The organism is Streptomyces sp. NPDC005775 (assembly GCF_042871565.1).
Taxonomy (GTDB): domain Bacteria; phylum Actinomycetota; class Actinomycetes; order Streptomycetales; family Streptomycetaceae; genus Streptomyces.
Genome location: NZ_JBIAIU010000009.1, coordinates 44,195 through 59,171, shown reverse-complemented (window position 1 = coordinate 59,171; position 14,977 = coordinate 44,195). Strand labels below are relative to the sequence as shown.

At 72.4% G+C, this 14,977-nt stretch carries 9 protein-coding genes; 6 read left to right on the top strand and 3 right to left on the bottom strand.

Annotated features, from left to right (window positions below; all coding sequences use genetic code 11):
* The first annotated feature begins 17 nt into the window (after positions 1 to 17).
* From ACFYPA_RS21210 to ACFYPA_RS21190, 5 genes are all read left to right on the top strand, one after another.
* Positions 18 to 1,037 carry an SDR family oxidoreductase gene (locus ACFYPA_RS21210; protein ID WP_359319960.1) on the top strand — a complete coding sequence of 340 codons (1,020 nt, stop codon included), beginning with the start codon at positions 18 to 20 and terminating at the stop codon, positions 1,035 to 1,037.
* An 84-nt stretch (positions 1,038 to 1,121) separates the two neighbouring features.
* On the top strand, positions 1,122 to 2,306 hold the full coding sequence (locus tag ACFYPA_RS21205) for an alcohol dehydrogenase catalytic domain-containing protein (RefSeq protein WP_359085696.1): 1,185 nt from the start codon (positions 1,122 to 1,124) through the stop codon (positions 2,304 to 2,306).
* Positions 2,307 to 2,539: 233 nt separating this feature from the next.
* On the top strand, positions 2,540 to 3,526 hold the full coding sequence (locus tag ACFYPA_RS21200; RefSeq protein WP_359085697.1) for a hypothetical protein: 987 nt from the start codon (positions 2,540 to 2,542) through the stop codon (positions 3,524 to 3,526).
* Between the two features lie 56 nt (positions 3,527 to 3,582).
* Positions 3,583 to 5,430: an HSP90 family protein gene (locus tag ACFYPA_RS21195; RefSeq protein ID WP_359319958.1), complete on the top strand. Its 1,848-nt coding sequence runs from the start codon at positions 3,583 to 3,585 to the stop codon at positions 5,428 to 5,430.
* Between the two features lie 3 nt (positions 5,431 to 5,433).
* Complete coding sequence (locus tag ACFYPA_RS21190; protein WP_359319957.1) at positions 5,434 to 8,370, top strand: hypothetical protein; 2,937 nt, start codon at positions 5,434 to 5,436, stop codon at positions 8,368 to 8,370.
* A 60-nt stretch (positions 8,371 to 8,430) separates the two neighbouring features.
* Here ACFYPA_RS21190 and ACFYPA_RS21185 read toward each other — a convergent pair whose 3' ends face one another.
* The 3 genes from ACFYPA_RS21185 to ACFYPA_RS21175 all read right to left on the bottom strand — a co-directional run bounded on the left by ACFYPA_RS21185 (position 8,431) and on the right by ACFYPA_RS21175 (position 12,547).
* Positions 8,431 to 9,993 carry a mucoidy inhibitor MuiA family protein gene (locus ACFYPA_RS21185; protein ID WP_359319955.1) on the bottom strand — a complete coding sequence of 521 codons (1,563 nt, stop codon included), beginning with the start codon at positions 9,991 to 9,993 and terminating at the stop codon, positions 8,431 to 8,433.
* An 8-nt stretch (positions 9,994 to 10,001) separates the two neighbouring features.
* The gene (locus ACFYPA_RS21180) at positions 10,002 to 12,062 is read right to left on the bottom strand and encodes a DUF4139 domain-containing protein (protein ID WP_389133489.1); all 2,061 of its coding nucleotides are present in this window, start codon (positions 12,060 to 12,062) and stop codon (positions 10,002 to 10,004) included.
* 68 nt (positions 12,063 to 12,130) lie between these two features.
* Complete coding sequence (locus ACFYPA_RS21175; RefSeq protein ID WP_359085702.1) at positions 12,131 to 12,547, bottom strand: Fur family transcriptional regulator; 417 nt, start codon at positions 12,545 to 12,547, stop codon at positions 12,131 to 12,133.
* A gap of 163 nt (positions 12,548 to 12,710) precedes the next feature.
* Between ACFYPA_RS21175 and katG the strand changes: the two genes are divergently transcribed.
* Positions 12,711 to 14,942 carry a catalase/peroxidase HPI gene (gene katG / locus ACFYPA_RS21170; protein ID WP_359085703.1) on the top strand — a complete coding sequence of 744 codons (2,232 nt, stop codon included), beginning with the start codon at positions 12,711 to 12,713 and terminating at the stop codon, positions 14,940 to 14,942.
* Positions 14,943 to 14,977: the final 35 nt, after the last annotated feature.

The following is a 14,977-nucleotide window of genomic DNA, read 5'->3' as shown; positions in this document are numbered from 1 at the left end:
GGTCACCGGAGAGCCGAATGGACCAGGCGATCGGGGGCACCCCGCCCAAGGGGGACACCATGCACATCACGGAGCACAGCGGCCACGACCAGCTGGGGCGAGAACGCTCCGGATGGGGCCGCTCGGCGCAGCCCGTACAGCAGAGGAAGGACGATCCGTTGTCCGACACATCCCATTCCGAGCCCAGGAAGCCCGAGCCGGAATTTCCCCAGCAGGACCAGCAGCACCCCGGATGGACGGGCCCCATGGACCCGCCCCCGGATCACGGGGAGGAGTCCTATCGAGGCACAGGACGGCTCCGGGACCGGAAGGCGGTGCTGACGGGCGGTGACTCGGGTATCGGGCGCGCCGTGGCGCTGGCCTTCGCCCGGGAGGGCGCCGACGTCCTGTTCACCTACCTGCCCGAAGAGGCCGACGAGGCGGCGGAGACGACCCGTCTCGTCGAGGAGGCCGGACGCACCGCTGTGGCCGTCGTCTGTGACATCCGCGAGGAGGAGGAGTGCCGGCGGCTCGTCGAACGCGCCGTGGAGGAATGGGGCCGCATCGACATCCTCGTCAACAACGCCGCCTATCAGATGTCGCAGCCGGAGGGCATCGCCGCGATCACCACCGAACAGTTCGACCGTGTGGTGCGTACCAACCTGTACGGCATGTTCTGGCTGTCGAAGATGGCGTTGCCGCACATCCCGCGGGGCGGTTCCATCATCAACACCACCTCGATCCAGGCGTACAAGCCCAGTCCGCACCTGCTGGACTACGCCATGACCAAGGGCGCCATCGCGACCTTCACACAGGGCCTGGCCCAGATGGTCGCCGCCGACGGGGTCCGCGTCAACGCCGTGGCACCGGGGCCCGTGTGGACGCCCCTGATCCCCGCGACGCTCCCGGACACCAAAAAGTTCGGCAAGCAGTCCCCGCTGGGCCGCCCGGCCCAGCCGGCGGAGATGGCTCCGGCCTTTGTCTTCCTCGCCTCCCCGGAAGCGAGCTACATCACCGCGGAGATCGTCAACGCCACAGGCGGCTCCCCGATTCCGTAGCGCGCCGGACGCCGAAGACCGGACAGCGCTTCGTGCACACGGCCGTGGCCGTCACGGACCGGACGAACATGAGAGGCGGACAGCATGCGTGCTCTGACCTGGCAGGGACGGCGGGACGTGCGGGTGGAGACGGTCCCCGACCCGGTGATCGAACAGCCGGACGACGTGATCGTGCGGATCACCTCCACCGGGATCTGCGGCTCCGACCTGCACCTGTACGAAGTCCTCGGGCCGTTCCTGGACCCCGGCGACATCCTGGGACACGAATCCATGGGCGTGGTGGAGGAGGTCGGCCCCGAAGTGAGCGCCCTCGTACCCGGCGACCGGGTCGTCATCCCGTTCAACGTCTCGTGCGGCACCTGCCACATGTGCTCCCGGGGTCTGCATTCGCAGTGCGAGACGACGCAGGTACGCGCGTACGGCTCCGGCGCCTCGCTCTTCGGCTTCACCAAGCTGTACGGGCAGGTGCCCGGCGGACAGGCCGAGTACCTGCGGGTGCCGTTCGGTAACACCCTGCCCATCAAGGTGCCCGACGGGCCGTCCGACGACCGCTTCGTCTACCTCTCCGACGTGTTGCCGACCGCCTGGCAGGGCGTGGAGTACGCGGCGGTGCCGCCCGGTGGCTCGCTCACCGTGCTGGGGCTCGGCCCGATCGGCGACATGGCGACGCGCATCGCCCAGCACCGGGGCGCGGGTCTCGTGATCGGCGTGGACCTCGTCAACGAACGCCTCGACCGCGCCGCCGCTCACGGGGTGAAGTGCCTGGACCTGCGCCGTCACGGGAAGGACCTCGGCGACGCGGTCCGCGACCTGACCGACGGGCGGGGCACCGACGCGGTGATCGACGCCGTCGGCATGGAGGCGCACGGCAACCCGGTGACCAAGGCCGCCCAGTGGGCGACCGGGCTGCTGCCCGACGCGCTGGCGCAGCCCTTCATGCAGAAGGCCGGACTGGACCGCCTGGGCGCGCTCTACGCGGCGATCGATCTCGTACGGCGTGGCGGTACGGTCTCGCTCTCGGGGGTGTACGGCGGGGCCTTGGACCCCATGCCGTTGCTGCGCATGTTCGACAAGCAGCTCCAGTTCCGGATGGGCCAGGCGAACGTCCTGCACTGGGTGCCGGACATCCTGCCGCTGCTCACGGACGACGACCCCCTCGGCGTGGACGGCTTCGCCACGCACCACCTGCCGCTGGAGGACGCGCCCCAGGCGTACGCGGACTTCCAGGCGAAGCGGGACGGGATGATCAAGACTCTGCTCCGTCCCTGACGGTGCCGCGGGGGCCGGGACCTCACCTCCCGACGGACCGGCCCCCGGCCGCCCTGATCCCACCCGAGGCACCCGGCCCGCCGGTGTCGAGTGGCCCGGCGGCCGGTAAAGGACGTAGAGGGCGGGTTCAGTGCCGGTTTCATGAAACAGCCGTGAAAACCCTGTGGAGCCGATGTCGGTGCGGCGCCTTATGCTGCACCCGATGATCACGCGGGACCAGGGGAGGGCGCGGCATGTTCGGCAAGCTGTTCGGGAGGGGTGGCGACGGGCCGGCGGTGGGTCCGCACGCGCTTCCGGCCCCACGCAGACAGAAGAACGGGATGTACCGACTGCGCGCGCTCGGGGACGTGCGGGTGCTCGCGCTGGTGGAAGCGGCCGATGCGGGTGACTGGGAGGCGGTCAAGGCGGCACTGACACCCTTCGATCTCGGCAGGGATCACCAAGTCCTCAGCGAGCTGGGGGAATTGAGTGGCGTAGAGGAATGGATCGGCCGGGCGGTCGAGGAGGACGGGGAACACCGGGCGACAGCCCTGCTGATATCCGGGACGCGCTACGTCGACTGGGGCTGGGAAGCACGCACCGCCGACCGCGCCGTGAACGTCACCCGGGAGCAGTGGCGGATCTTCCACGAGCGGCTTCACATCGCCGAGGAGCAGCTGTTCGAGGCAGCCGAACTGCGGCCGGAATGGGTCACGCCGTGGCGCCGGCTCCTCACCTCCGGCCGTGGCATGTCGCTGGGGCTCGCCGTCAACGAGGCCCGGTTCGACGCCGCCCTGCGCCGCGCCCCGCTCGACATGGAGACCCATCTCGCGTGGCTCTCGCAGTTGCAGCCCCGTTGGGGAGGCGAGCCGGGCCGGGCCATGGAGTTCGCCCGTGACGCGTTCGCGCGCGCCCCGCAGGGGGACCCGCTCGGCTGCGTCATCGCCATGGCGCACATCGAGGACTGGGTCGAGTCGGACGACGCGGGATGCCTCAGAACGCCCGAGATACAGGCCGAGTTGCGCCGGGCGGCCGACCACAGCGTCCTCCACCCCGCCTACGCGCGGCGTCCGGGGTGGCAGCACGACTTCAACGTGTTCGCCATGGCCCTGTCGCTGGCCGGGGAACGGCAGACCGCGGGGCGCGTCTTCCAGGCGCTCGACGGCGCGTACACCAGTTGGCCCTGGACCTACTTCGCGGATCCCGAGAAGCAGTTCGCCCGCCACCATCGCCGCGCCTGAGCACGCCGGCCCCGGCACCGCCCCCATCCGTCGCCTCTCCCACACCGGACTGCCCGATGACTCTCCCCGACACCGCCTCGCACCCGAGCGCCGCCGACCGCACCTTCCAGGTGGATCTGCGCGGTCTCGTCGACCTCCTCTCCCACCACCTCTACTCCAGCCCCCGCGTCTACCTGCGTGAACTGCTGCAGAACGCGGTGGACGCGCTGACCGCCCGGCACAACCTCGAACCGGACGCTCCCGCCGACGTGTTCGGGATCCGGCTGTACGCCGACGGCTCGGTCGTACGCGTCGAGGACGACGGCGTCGGGCTCACCGAGGACGACGTCCACACCTTCCTCGCCACGATCGGACGGAGCAGCAAGCGTGCCGAACGGATAGCCGAGCAACGCGCCGACTTCATCGGCCAGTTCGGCATCGGTCTGCTCTCCTGCTTCCTGGTCGCCGACGAGATCCATGTGGTGAGCCGCAGCGCCCGTACTCCCGACGCGCCCGCCGTGGAGTGGCGGGGGCGCGGCGACGGCAGCTACACCGTCCGCACCCTGCCGGTCTCCGCGCGCCCCCGCCCCGGCACCACCGTGACCCTGACGCCACGCGCCGACGCCGGCGAGTGGACCCGCCCGGCACAGGTCCAGGCGCTGGCCCGGCAGTTCGGCTCCCTGCTGCGGCACCCGGTCACCTTCGACGACGGCTCCGGGGGCCCCGGCGCACGAGTCAACCCCGAGCCCGCACCCTGGGCGCGTGCGTACCCCACGCCGGGAGCCCGTTCCCGCGCACTGGCCGCGTACGGCGAGGAGGTCTTCGGCTTCAAGCCGCTGGACACCATCGACCTGGACCTGCCGGCCGTGGGCCTGAAGGGCATCGCGTGCGTGCTGCCGGAAACGGTGCCGACCGGGCGCCGCCACGGCCACCGGGTGCACGTCAAGGGCATGCTGTTGTCGGAGCAGGCCGAGGAGATCCTGCCCGAGTGGGCGTTCTTCGTCCGCTGCGTCGTCGACGCGGAGAGCCTGCGCCCGACGGCGTCGCGGGAGTCCCTGTACGAGGACGACACCCTCGCCGCGGTCCGTGACGCCCTCGCCGAGCGGCTCCGCTCCTGGATATCCCGGGCGGCGGCCAGCGACCCGGACCTGCTCGCCCGCTTCCTCAGGGCCCACCACCTGGCCGTGAAGTCGCTCGCGGTGCACGACGACGAGATCCTGCGGATGCTGCTGCCCTGGCTGCCGTTCGAGACGACCGACGGATCGACCAGCCTCGACGAGTTCGCCCGCGCCCACCGCACGGTGCTGGTGACGTCCAGCGTGGAGGAGTTCCGTCAGGTCGCGGCGATCGCATCGGCCGCGGGGCTCGGCGTCGTCAACGGCGGCTACACGTACGACCGTGAACTGGTCCACCGGCTGCCCGAGATCAGGCCCGAGGTCAGCGTCGCCGACCTCGACCCGGCGACGCTCACCGCCCACCTCGACCCCGTCGACCGCGAGACGGAACTGGCCGCCGCGGCCTACCTGTCCCTCGCCCGTGACGCGCTCGCCGTCTTCGACTGCGACGTCGCGCTGCGTACGTTCCAGCCCGCTTCCGCGCCGGCCCTCCTCATCGACAGCCGCGAGGCCCGGCACGAGCGCACCCGCTCCCAGCTCGCCCGTGAGCAGGACGGCGGTGTGTGGGGCGACATCCTCGGCGCCCTGCGCCAGGAGGCCCCGCGGGCCCAGCTGATCCTCAACCAGCTCAACCCGTTGGTCCGTACGGCCACCGCCATCGACGAGCCCGAACTGGCCCGCACCAGCGCCGAAGCCCTCTACGGGCAGGCCGCCATGTTGTCCCGGCGCCCGCTCAGGCCCGCCGAATCGAGCCTCATCAACCGCTCCTTCCTCAACCTCCTCGCCCACGCCCTCCGCAAGGACAGCTGACCGATGCCGATCGCACCCGAGACCACCGACGAGCTGTACCAGGCGCTCCAGGAGAACCAGCGGCGCCCCTACGGCCGCACCCGCACCATCACCGCCGAGGAACTCGTCGACGCCGCCGAGCGGTTCGAGGAGCCCCTCCCGCTCGTCCGTACCCTCCTCGAACTCCAGGAGGCGTACGCGTACGGATCCGAGCCGCGGAAGTCGCCCGTCGTCTTCGCCCGCCTGCTCACCCTCTTCGACGAGCAGCCCGACGTCTTCGACGAACGACTGCGCCACTTGCTGTTCTGGCGGTTCAAGTGGGTGGCCAACGCCCTGCGCGCGCTGCCGGAGATCCCGCTGACCAGCCTGCGCCAGTGGCTCAGGGAGATGAGCGACCGGTACGAGAAGGCCGGCCTCGGGCTCCAGCCCTACTACGGACAGGCGTACCAACTGGCCGCCCACCTCGGCGAGGACACCTCCCTCGCCTACGAGCTGTGGGCGGGCCGCACCCGTACCCCGTTCAGCGACTGCGAAGCCTGCGAGATATGCGAACGCGCCCTCCACCACCTCACGGCAGGTGACGACGCACGTGCCCTGCGCGTCTGGGCGCCGGTCCTGGAGGGCAGGGAATCCTGCCAGGAGGAGCCGGCCCGCTCCCTCTCGTACGCGTTGCTGCCCCTGCTGCGCACCGGCAGTGCCGACCGGGCCCGCGAACTGCACCTCGCCGGCTACCGGGGCTGCCGCCGCAACCCCTCGATGGCCGGCGAGGTCGGCCGGCACCTGGAGTTCTGCGCGCTGACCGGCAACGAGGCACGCGGGCTGGAACTGCTCGCCGAGAACCGGACCCTGTTCGACGAGGTGGAGTCACCGCTGGACCAGTTCGACTTCCTCACCGGTGTGGAGGTCCTCCTGCGGCGCGTCGAGCTCCTCGGCCACGGCGAACTGCCCGCCGCCGGGTACGCGGGCCGCACCTGGACGGTGTCCGGACTGTGCGCCGAGGTGCACGGCCGTGCCGACGACCTCGCCACCCGCTTCGACGCCCGCAACGGAACGACAGCCCACACCGACCGCCGCGCGGCCCGCCTCCACCGTGCCCCGCTCCTGGACGCGCTGGAACTCACGCTGCGCACCCGCAGCCTCGACGATGTCGCCCCGCTGTCCCCGGTGCCGGCGACCACCGCCCGGAGGCCCGTGGCCCTTCCCGAGTCCGTACCCGATCTTGTGGTCCGGGCACGGGCGCTGGACGAGGATGGGCACCCCGACGCGGAGCCGTGCTGGGCGCGACTGCGCACGCTGACGGCCGCCCGCGACTACGTCCACCCCGACGACCCGGCCGTGGGGCCGCTCGTACGCCTGCGCGCGGACCTGCTGGCCGAAGAGGCGAACCGGGCCGGCGGCGAGAGGGACGAGTTCGCCGAGGCCGCTGCCCTCTACGAGGAGGCCGCGGGCCTGTACGACGATGCCGGCCGGCCGGCCGAAGCGGCGGTCGCCCGCGCGTGCGGATCGCTCGCCACCGCCGAGATCCCCGTCGAGAACGCGGACGGCAGGGAGCCGACGGGCGAGGCGATGACCGCCGCCCACACCGCCATCGTCCGCCTGCAGGAGGAGACGCCCGGCCTCCCGCCGCGTCAGGAGGGGCGCCTGCTGCGGCTGCGCGCCACCTCGCTCTGTCTGCGCGTGCAGACCACCGGGGACGCGGAGCACGTCGCGGCGGCGTTCGCCGAAGTGGATCTGCTGCACACGTTCGCCATCCGGCACGACCTCCGCGCGCAGGCCTCCGGGGCCGCCCTGCTCCGGGCAGGCACCCACGCGGTCTCCGGTGACCTGCCCGCCGCGGTCACCGAGCTCGACACCCTGCTCGTGCGGCTGAAGGAGCACGGTCCCGACTGGCATCTGCCCCGCACGTTCGGGCTGCGTGGCCGCATCAACCTCGGCCTGAGAGACGCGCAGGCGGCGCACGCGGACCTGGCCGAAGGAGTCCGGCTGGCTGCTGAGTGGCCGGCCGTCGTGGCCGACACCGGCCGCCTCCACGGTGACCTGGCCCAGGCCTGCATGCACCTGGGCCGCCCCGACGACGCGCTGCGGCACCTGACGCGCTCGGCGGAACTGGCGCTGCGCCGGGGCAACCGGACGGACGCGTTCTGCACCTACAGCAACGCCGCCGACCTCAGTCTCGACCTCGGCCGCGTCGAGGACTGCATCGCCCTGCTGGACTCCGTCCTGGCCGAACCGGATGTCGCCTCCGGGGAACTCGACGACCGGCTCGCCGCTCAACTGCGCCTGATCCGTGCGCGTGCGCTGCACGCGGGGGAGGACCTCAAGGCCGCCACCGCCGAGTTCGTCGACCTCGCGGCCGAGTCGGCCCGCTGGGACGACGATCCGGGCAGCCACGCCATGATCGCCGCCGAGACGGCCGTACTCCTCGGGGAGTCCGGCGACTTCGACCGGGCCGCGGAGGCCATCGGCCAGGCAGTCGCGGCGCACGCCAGGGCCCCACGCTACGAGCAGCTCAGCAACGCGCTGCGCGAACTCGCCCGCCTCCAGGCGGAGCGGCAGGGAGCCGACGGTCTGGCCGATGCCCTCGCCCACCTCGCCGAGGCGGGCCGCGTGGCCGACGAGGCCCGCGCCGCCGCATACGAGGCCCAAGGCCGCTCCCTGGACACCGCACTGGCCTACGAACACGGACGGGTCCACGCCTACGCCGGCGAGTACGAAGACGCCCTGACCGCTCTGGACAAGGCGCTCGCCCTGCTCGGCGAGCCGGGCGACGACCAGGACCACGCGGGCGAGTGGGCCGAGTGCACCCGTCTCGCGGGCGCGGTGGAGGGCATCTACCTGAAGCGCACCGCCGTCGCCCTCACCCGTCTCGGTGCGGCGGCCGCCCGGCTGACCGCCCTCGGCCACACCGCGGAGGCCGAGCCACTGACCGCGTTGGTGGCCCGTCTGCGCGACGAGGACTGAGACGGCCCGGCGATAGCCTTCCGTGCCGCCGCCCCGACGGGGTGCGGCGGCGCGGCGAACTCAGAGGCCGGTGACCTTGGCGCTCGCCGACAGCTCGTAGACCAGGGTCACCGTGCGGCGGCCGCCCGGCGGGAGCGTGACGTCCCAGCGGGCGATGCCGTCGGCGTCGACCAGGTCGGGCGCCGGGGAGCAGGCGTGCTCGTGCAGGCGTACGTTCACCGCCGAGACCTCGGAGACGGGGATGCGTTCCCGGAGGGTGACCACGCGGCCGCCGTGCTCCCCGGGGGCGGAGAACCGCGACAGGTGCAGCCGGACCGTGCGGGTGACCACGGTCCGCTGGGTGATGCCCGTGGAGTCGCGGGACTCCTCGGCGTCCCGGACCACCCGATAGTCGTCACAGCTGCCGAAGGCCAGCTCGACGGGGGAGCCCGGGGCGGTGAAGTCCAGCGTGCCGCGGCCACTGAACCCGCTGCCGCGGATGAGGTCCACGGGCCCGGCGAGCAGCACGTGGCCGGACAGGTTGTCGAACCGTACGACCTGGGTGACCAGGGGGGACAACTCCGGCGAGCAGGCGTATTCGCTCGCCGCCGCCGCGGTGAACGCGGAGAGCGGCACCCGGTGGGCGAGGCCGTCACCGGGGACGGAGACCGGTGCGGGGGACCTCAGTACCCGCGCCTCGCCGCCGTCGTCCACCCCGGGCAGACCGACCACCGGGGCCGGTCCGAGGGAACCGATCTCCTCCTCGCGCAGCTCGACGTCGACCGTCCGGCGCTCCGCCGCGGAGCGGTCCCTGAGCGTCAGCCGGTCCTCGTCCAGCCGCGGCGGATCGGTGGCCAGTGCCGAACGGGCCGTCGACAGGGTCAGCCGTACGCCGGACCAGTCCTCCCCGGTGCGCTGCCAGACCACCGCGTCGGACTCCAGCGTCAGGGACCCCCCGTCGGACACGGCCCGGTAGGCGGGCCGCCACAGCGCACACGGGGTGAGGTGGCTCAGACGCAGTCCGACGGGCCCGGCGGCCGCGGTCTCCACGGTCAGCTCGATATGGCCGACCAGTTCGGCCGGTTCCTCCTCCGACACGTTCAGCGCCCGTTGCACGTCCGTGAGTTCGGCAGTCAGACGGGTCAGCCGGTGCTGCACGGTCCGCAACCGCTCCGCGTGAGCGTCGCGTTCGGCGTCGACCCGGTCCAGCTCACGCGCCCAGCGGGACCGCTCGCTCTCCCCGGAGCCGGCGCCCTCGCCGATCTCCCGCAGCAGATCGGCGGCGAGGCGGCCCAGCAGGTCGAGGCGGGCGTGCAGCCGGTCGCGGCGCAGTTCCAGCTCCTGCCGCTCCTCCTCGAGGGCGTGCGCGCGACGGCGCACGGCGGAGTCGTCCTCTGCGGCGGCACGCGGCTCGCGCGGCGTCCAGGTCCGGACGATCCGCAGGTCGAGCACCGTCGCGGCGTGGTCCGCGCTCAACACGGCGTGCAGGGTCCGGTCGACCGCCAGCGCACTGACCGGCCCGAGACGCAGCCGCTGGACCCCCGCCTCCAGGTCGAGCACGACCGCGCGCTCGATGTGGGCACGGTCCTCCAGGCAGGTGACGGCGGTGACGGGCAGCGCGATCGGCTTCGGTTCCGTGGACATGGGGTGTGTCAGCTCCTGCGGTTGCCGTCGGCCAGGGCCTTGCCGGTCGGGATGCGGATCTCGTAACCGCCGTCGAGGGCGGCGGTGGCGCCTGGCGGCAGGTCCAGTCGCCAGACCCGGGTGCCCGCCGCGTGCCGATCGGGGCCCGCACCCTCCTCGGGTGCGGTCCAGTCGGCCCGTTCCTCGATCCTGACATCGGGTTCCGCTGTGACCGGAACCCGCTCGCGGACCTCCACGGTGACGGGCGCCGACAGCCGGTTGGCCAGCTCCACGTGGATGCGGTGGTCGAGCACGGTGGTGTTGTTGCGCAGGCCCGAAGTCGACTCGTGCAGGTTCGTACGGCGGGTCACGCGGATGCCCTCCGCCGGACCGAGCCCCACCCGGCGCACGCCGCCGGGCGCCAGCGTGGGCAGCGCGGTGGTCAGCAGGAAGTCGTCGTCGACGGTGATCTCCACCGGGCCGGCCAGCAGCGCCTGGTCGGTCGCGTTGGACAGCACCAGCGTGGCGTACACGACCGGCTCCACGGACGGCACGCAGAGGTACTCGGTGCGCAGGCCGACCGGGATCTCACCGACGGTGACGGTGTGCCAGGTGCCGTCCGACGGAATGTCGGCGCGAGCGGTGGCATCGAAACGGTGGTCGAAGGAGCCCGCCGACTCGCGGGGACGCACGGCCTGTCCGGGCAACCGCAGGGAGGCCACCGTTTCGGCGCGGCGGCGGTACTCCGCCGCCACCGGGTCGAAGGCGGAGCCGGGGAACAGCCGGCCCCGGCGGCCGGCCTCCTCCTCCGGGCCCGCCAGGGCGAGGGCGGCGTAGTCGAGCTCGGCGTCGCTCGGCTGGGGAGGGCCCGCCACCGGCGGCGGTGCGGCCGTGCCGGGGGCCGGGGGCGCCGCGGCGGCCGGGGCGCCCGCGCGGGACCTGCCGGCGGAACGCGTCCTGCTGTGCGCCGCTCCGGTCGGCGGCGCGGGGGCGGGCATCGCGCCGCCGAAGGCCTCAGGGGGAGCGCCGCCCACGCTGCCCGGCGGGGGCGGTGCGCCGTAACCCTGCGGCGCGGGCGGCGGAACGGGACCGGACGCGGAACCGTTCATGGAGCCGAGCCAGAGGCCGGCGGCCACGGCCCCGCTCGCGCCTGCCGGCGCGGGACCTGCCGTGTCGTATCCGGAGAACAGGCCGACGAGCCCGGCCGGGGGCTCGCGCCAGCCGGAAGGCGCGGGGGCGGGCTGGCCGCGGCCGATCCGGACCGAACGCAGCCTCGGCAGATCGGTGCGCCGCCGAAGATCGGCGGTGGCCAGGGCGATGCGTACACCGGTCCAGTCCTCGCCGGTCCGCTGCGCGACCGACGCACGCAGCACCAGACGGCCGCCGCCGTCGCCCTGACGGTGGGTGAGGCGGTACGCGGGCACCCAGACGGCGCCGGGCACCCCGTACTCCAGCTCCAGTTCCACCTCGGCGTCGCCCGTGCGATCCGCGCCGTCGAGGGTCACGACCGCGCAGACCGTGGTCTCCACGTGCGCTGACGGCGTGTCGGTGGAGGCGCGCTCCATCCTGTCCGTGACGACCGAGAGCTCGTGCGCGACGCCGCGCACCGCCTCCTCCAGCTCGACGAGGCGGTGGTGGAGTCCCGTCAGCCGCTCGTCGACGAAGTCGGCGAGTTCCAGCCACGCGTCGGCGGGGGTGCGTCGGTGCGGGTCATCGCGCTTGCGGGCGGGCGGGACCGGGTGGAGGGCCCTGACCTCCTCGATCAGGCTCAGCTGCCGGTCCCGGCGGCCCTGCGCCGCGGCGTGCGCGTCGCTCAGCCGCTCGTACTCGTGCCGCAACGTGTCCAGCACGTCCGTGCCGGACAGCTCGGCCTCGACCTCCACCCGGGCCTCGGTGACGCGTACCCCGGGCGCTCCGAGGACCTTGACCCGCAGTGATCCCGGGTCCAGGGAGCGGGGCAGTCCCGTCACCCGTACCCGTCCGTGGGCGGGCACGCCGCCCCGGGCAAGCCGGCTGCAGAGCGCGCCCTGCGCGTACACCACGACCGAATCGAGGGTCGACCCCCACCTCAGTGCTGACTCAGCCGTCATCCCGCTCCGCCCCCGCCGCGTTCATGGTGGGTGCAGCCTACGCCGGGACACTGGTGCGTACGCGTCGATCAGCCGGGTCCGCAGTCCGGGCACAGACCCCGGTAGGTCACCTCGGCCTCCGAGACGGTGAAGCCGAACCGTTCGGACTCCGGCAGCCCTGCGAGCAGGTCGCCGCGGGGGTGGACGTCCCGGATGGCGCCGCAGCGGGAGCACACCAGGTGCTGGTGGGGGTGGTGGGCGTTCGGGTCGTAGCGCTTGGCGCGGCCGTCGGTGGCCACCTCGATCACCTCGCCGAGCGAGACGAGTTCGCCGAGGGTGTTGTAGACGGTGGCGCGGGAAATCTCCGGCAGCCGGGAAGTGGCGCGGGCGAGTACTTCGTCCGCGGTGAAGTGGACGTGTTCACCGGCCAGTACCTCGGCGACCACCCGGCGTTGCGCTGTCATTCGCCAGCCGCGTGCGCGAAGCCGTTGCAGCAGGTCACTCATGCCCACCAGCCCATCTGTGCATTGTCCGACGAATGGATCCGTACACGCCTGTCGTTCGTATTGACTTGGACTATGTCCATCGTAGGATCGGTTCCGGTCGACAGCCAAGGGACAGGTACATAGTTCCTCAGCACCGTGATCCGCCCCGTCCGGAAGGATTTGCATGACTGAGAACCACGACGCGATCGTCACCGACCCGAAGGCGGAGGACGCCGGCGGCTGCCCGGTCGCGCACGGTCGCGCGCCGCACCCGACCCAGGGCGGCGGGAACCGCCAGTGGTGGCCGGAGCGGCTCAACCTGAAGATCCTCGCCAAGAACCCCGCCGTGGCCAACCCGCTCGGTGAGGAGTTCGACTACGCCGAGGCCTTCAAGAGCCTCGATCTTCCCGCGGTGAAGCGGGACATCGCCGAGGTGCTGACGACGTCGCAGGACTGGTGGCCCGCCGACTTCGGCAACTACGGCCCCTTCATGGTCCGGATGGCGTGGCACAGCGCCGGCACCTATCGGATCAGCGACGGTCGCGGCGGTGCCGGGGCCGGGCAGCAGCGCTTCGCGCCGCTCAACAGCTGGCCGGACAACGCGAGCCTCGACAAGGCCCGCCGGCTGCTGTGGCCGGTCAAGAAGAAGTACGGCAAGAACCTTTCGTGGGCCGACCTCATCGTGCTCACCGGCAACGTCGCCCTGGAGTCGATGGGCTTCGAGACTTTCGGCTTCGGCGGCGGCCGCGCGGACGTGTGGGAGCCCGACGAGGACGTCTACTGGGGCCCCGAGACCACCTGGCTGGGCGACGAGCGCTACACCGGCGACCGCGAGCTCGAGAACCCCCTCGGCGCGGTGCAGATGGGCCTCATCTACGTCAATCCCGAGGGCCCCAACGGCACTCCGGACCCGATCGCCGCCGCCCGCGACATCCGCGAGACGTTCCGCCGCATGGCGATGAACGACGAGGAGACGGTCGCCCTGATCGCGGGCGGTCACACCTTCGGCAAGACCCACGGTGCGGGCCCGGCGGACAGCGTGGGCGACGACCCCGAGGCCGCCCCGATGGAGCAGCAGGGACTAGGCTGGCGCAGCACGCACGGCACGGGCAAGGGCGCCGACACGATCACCAGTGGCCTCGAGGGCATCTGGACGGACACCCCGACCACGTGGGACAACAGCTTCTTCGACATCCTGTTCGGCTACGAGTGGGAGCTGTTCAAGAGCCCGGCCGGCGCCCACCAGTGGCGGCCGAAGGACGGTGCCGGCGCGGGTACGGTCCCCGACGCGCACGACTCGTCGAAGACCCATGCGCCGACGATGCTGACGACGGACCTCTCGCTCCGGCTCGACCCGGTGTACGGGGAGATCTCGCGGCGCTTCCACGAGAACCCCGGCCAGTTCGCCGACGCCTTCGCCCGCGCGTGGTTCAAGCTGACCCACCGCGACATGGGCCCGGTCGTCCGCTACCTCGGGCCGGAGGTCCCCGCGGAGACCCTGGTGTGGCAGGACCCGCTGCCCGCCCGGACGCACGAACTCGTCGACGCGGGGGACATCGCCTCCCTCAAGGCGCGGATCCTCGACTCCGACCTGTCCGTGTCCGAACTCGTCTCCACCGCCTGGGCGTCCGCCTCGTCCTTCCGCGGCAGTGACAAGCGCGGCGGCGCCAACGGTGCACGCATCCGCCTCGAACCGCAGAACGGCTGGGAGGTCAACGAGCCGGACCGGCTGGCGGGCGTGCTGCGTACCCTCCAGGGCATCCAGGAGTCCTTCAACTCCGGCGGGCAGGGCGGCAAGCAGGTCTCCCTCGCCGACCTGGTCGTGCTCGCCGGCGCGGCGGGCGTCGAGAAGGCGGCCAAGGACGCCGGCTTCGACATCGAGGTCCCCTTCACCCCGGGCCGCGTCGACGCGTCGCAGGAGCAGACCGACGTGGAGTCGTTCGTCGAGCTGGAGCCGAAGGCCGACGGATTCCGTAACTACCTCGGCAAGGGAAACCGACTGCCCGCCGAGTACCTGCTGCTCGACCGGGCGAACCTGCTGAACCTGAGCGCGCCCGAGCTGACGGTCCTTGTCGGCGGCCTGCGCGTGCTGGGCGCCAACTACCAGCAGTCGTCGCTCGGCGTCCTCACCGGGACACCCGGATCCCTGACCAACGACTTCTTCGTCAACCTGCTCGACCTGGGCACGACGTGGAAGGCGACGTCCGAGGACGCGAGCACGTTCGAGGGCCGCGACGCCGCCACGGGCGCGGTCCGGTGGACCGGCAGCCGTGCCGACCTCGTCTTCGGCTCGAACTCCGAACTGCGCGCGGTCGCGGAGGTCTACGCGAGCGACGACGCGAAGGAGAAGTTCGTGCGGGACTTCGTGGCAGCGTGGGACAAGGTCATGAACCTGGACCGGTTCGACCTCGTCTGAGCGTGATCCCGGGCCGGCCCCTGCCAGGAGCCGGC

Bases quoted from the DNA above. Each gene is read 5' to 3' on its own strand.
- ACFYPA_RS21205 (WP_359085696.1), top strand. From the start codon at position 1,122: ATGCGTGCTCTGACCTGGCAGGGACGGCGGGACGTGCGGGTGGAGACG.
- ACFYPA_RS21200 (WP_359085697.1), top strand. From the start codon at position 2,540: ATGTTCGGCAAGCTGTTCGGGAGGGGTGGCGACGGGCCGGCGGTGGGT.
- ACFYPA_RS21190 (WP_359319957.1), top strand. From the start codon at position 5,434: ATGCCGATCGCACCCGAGACCACCGACGAGCTGTACCAGGCGCTCCAG.
- ACFYPA_RS21175 (WP_359085702.1), bottom strand. From the start codon at position 12,547: ATGAGTGACCTGCTGCAACGGCTTCGCGCACGCGGCTGGCGAATGACA.
- ACFYPA_RS21180 (WP_389133489.1), bottom strand. From the start codon at position 12,062: ATGACGGCTGAGTCAGCACTGAGGTGGGGGTCGACCCTCGATTCGGTC.
- ACFYPA_RS21210 (WP_359319960.1), top strand. From the start codon at position 18: ATGGACCAGGCGATCGGGGGCACCCCGCCCAAGGGGGACACCATGCAC.
- ACFYPA_RS21185 (WP_359319955.1), bottom strand. From the start codon at position 9,993: ATGTCCACGGAACCGAAGCCGATCGCGCTGCCCGTCACCGCCGTCACC.
- katG (WP_359085703.1), top strand. From the start codon at position 12,711: ATGACTGAGAACCACGACGCGATCGTCACCGACCCGAAGGCGGAGGAC.
- ACFYPA_RS21195 (WP_359319958.1), top strand. From the start codon at position 3,583: ATGACTCTCCCCGACACCGCCTCGCACCCGAGCGCCGCCGACCGCACC.